The organism is Moorena sp. SIO3I6 (assembly GCF_010672095.1).
Window position 1 is genome coordinate 1 of sequence record NZ_JAAHHU010001022.1, and the last position, 1,783, is coordinate 1,783.

A 1,783-nucleotide genomic window follows, 5' to 3' on the forward strand; every position below is an offset into this window, starting at 1 on the left:
TACAACGAACTAGGACAAAGGCGATAGAAAACCCCCTTCAAGAGTCAGGCTGGCTAGAGTTAGGAAAGACCGATTTATTGTCTTTGATAAAACTCAAAGAGGATTGAAAATTACTGGAGAGCTATTGATTTTGACATGATATTTTTCGGTAATTTTTAGGTAAACATTTAGTGGTCAGCGGTCAGCGGTCAGCGGTCAGCGGTCAGCTAATGATACAACCACTACTAAACCAGAGTGCGATCGCATAAATTATGCCATCGAAGTCCCGATAGTTGGATAATCCTGCTAAATTCCTGATCCAATGGGGAGTGCTTGGGGTAGTACCACTATCCACGGTAGGCACCAGATTGCTGTTACAACTAAATAGCCTATGGCACTGACTTTAGATACTTCATAATCTGGTGGCCATCGGGTATCCGCTATCCGCTGGAGATTTTCGTTGAACAGAAAGTAGTGGAAAAAGCCTGGGTTAGCCTGTTCGACTGCGATAAACCATGGCAAGGTTACTACAGAGGTCACGATTATTCCTAGCCGAATTCGCAATTGCTGGAATAGTCGTAAGCTCCGTTGTGTAAATGCGATCGCTAAACAACCAATCAGGGGAAATCCTAGGAATACTGGCCCTTTGCCTAAGACACACAATCCTAACAGACTATACAGACATAACCAGTACATCCAACAGTGAGGTTCCCTCTGTAACCGCCACAAGCAATAATAGGTAGCTAAGAGCAAGGTAGCCAAGAGTACATCGATCAGAATCTGGTGGGTAAACACAAACCAGCCAGTAGTCGAGCAAAGCATTAAAGCCGCTAGACGACCAGCGTTAGGATTCCAGAGTTCTCGCGCCCATTTCCAGGCAACTATCGCACCAAGCCAACCGATAATGGCTAGGGGGAGCCGTGCTGCGTACTCTGTGGCACCCCATAGGGCTGTACTGGTGGCTATCAGCCAATAGAGTAATGGGGGTTTATTCAGGTAGGGTGAACCGTTGAGATGAGGCGTAATCCAATCCCCACGCAACAGCATTTCACGGGCAACGCCGCCGAAGTGACCCTCGTGGGGTTCATACAATCCATATCCACCCAAGCCATGGATTAACACCAGCAACCCCAATAGTAATACCATCACATCACTCCAGCCAGTAGTAGCAGAGCTGATCCGGGCTAATGCTTGATGCTTCAACACAATGGTTAAGATAAATTATGGGTTGGTATTATACACGCTAATACCAATATTTATCAACTTGCTCCAGTAGTATTTATCTAGTATTTATCAATTCAGTGAGGTACTTTTTCGGGGGGTTTAGGGAGTAATTTGTACCTCAAACGTCGCTGATAATTGCTATATAATTCTAACGGTTCTCCAGCCCAACCCCCAATTACTTCCTCAAAAAAACCAGGCATCCAACCTTGGGGTGTTTCTACTTTTAACGATGATTTTAATGGGTTAAAAATTACCATAACTTCTAATTCTTTGTTCGTTATCCCTACTGGAACGTCCAGATGTAGAATGCCATCAGACCCCACATGGGAGATTAATTTAATACTTTCCATTGTGCTTTCTGGTTTATAGAACTTATCCAAGTTTATAGCAGTTCTCAATTGGGTGAGGTACTTCCTGCGGGAAGTGTGGGTCTTGTGGAAGGTTTGGGATGTGTGGGGGGAGAGGATAGAAACGGAAGTGTGGCTGAAAGGGCTAGGTTTTTTACCTCAGGGTCAAACGGTTTCACAACTTGGCTTCTGATTTGGCCTACCCATTTCTAAATTCTTCCGGATCGAGACAG

Annotated in this window: 3 protein-coding genes; 1 reads left to right on the top strand and 2 read right to left on the bottom strand. The window is 44.9% G+C overall.

Going from position 1 to position 1,783, the window contains the following annotated elements; translation table 11 throughout:
• Window positions 1-285: 285 nt before the first annotated feature.
• Together F6K49_RS45625 and F6K49_RS45630 are read right to left on the bottom strand one after the other, a co-directional pair.
• Window positions 286-1,182, bottom strand: coding sequence for a glycosyltransferase family 39 protein (locus F6K49_RS45625; RefSeq protein ID WP_293108864.1), 897 nt, complete (start codon window positions 1,180-1,182; stop codon window positions 286-288).
• Between the two features lie 95 nt (window positions 1,183-1,277).
• Window positions 1,278-1,553 carry a hypothetical protein gene (locus F6K49_RS45630; protein ID WP_293059118.1) on the bottom strand — a complete coding sequence of 92 codons (276 nt, stop codon included), beginning with the start codon at window positions 1,551-1,553 and terminating at the stop codon, window positions 1,278-1,280.
• A gap of 52 nt (window positions 1,554-1,605) precedes the next feature.
• Here F6K49_RS45630 and F6K49_RS45635 point away from each other — a divergent pair, with 52 nt between their 5' ends.
• The gene (locus F6K49_RS45635) at window positions 1,606-1,743 is read left to right on the top strand and encodes a hypothetical protein (protein WP_293108867.1); all 138 of its coding nucleotides are present in this window, start codon (window positions 1,606-1,608) and stop codon (window positions 1,741-1,743) included.
• The last annotated feature ends 40 nt before the right edge of the window (window positions 1,744-1,783 follow it).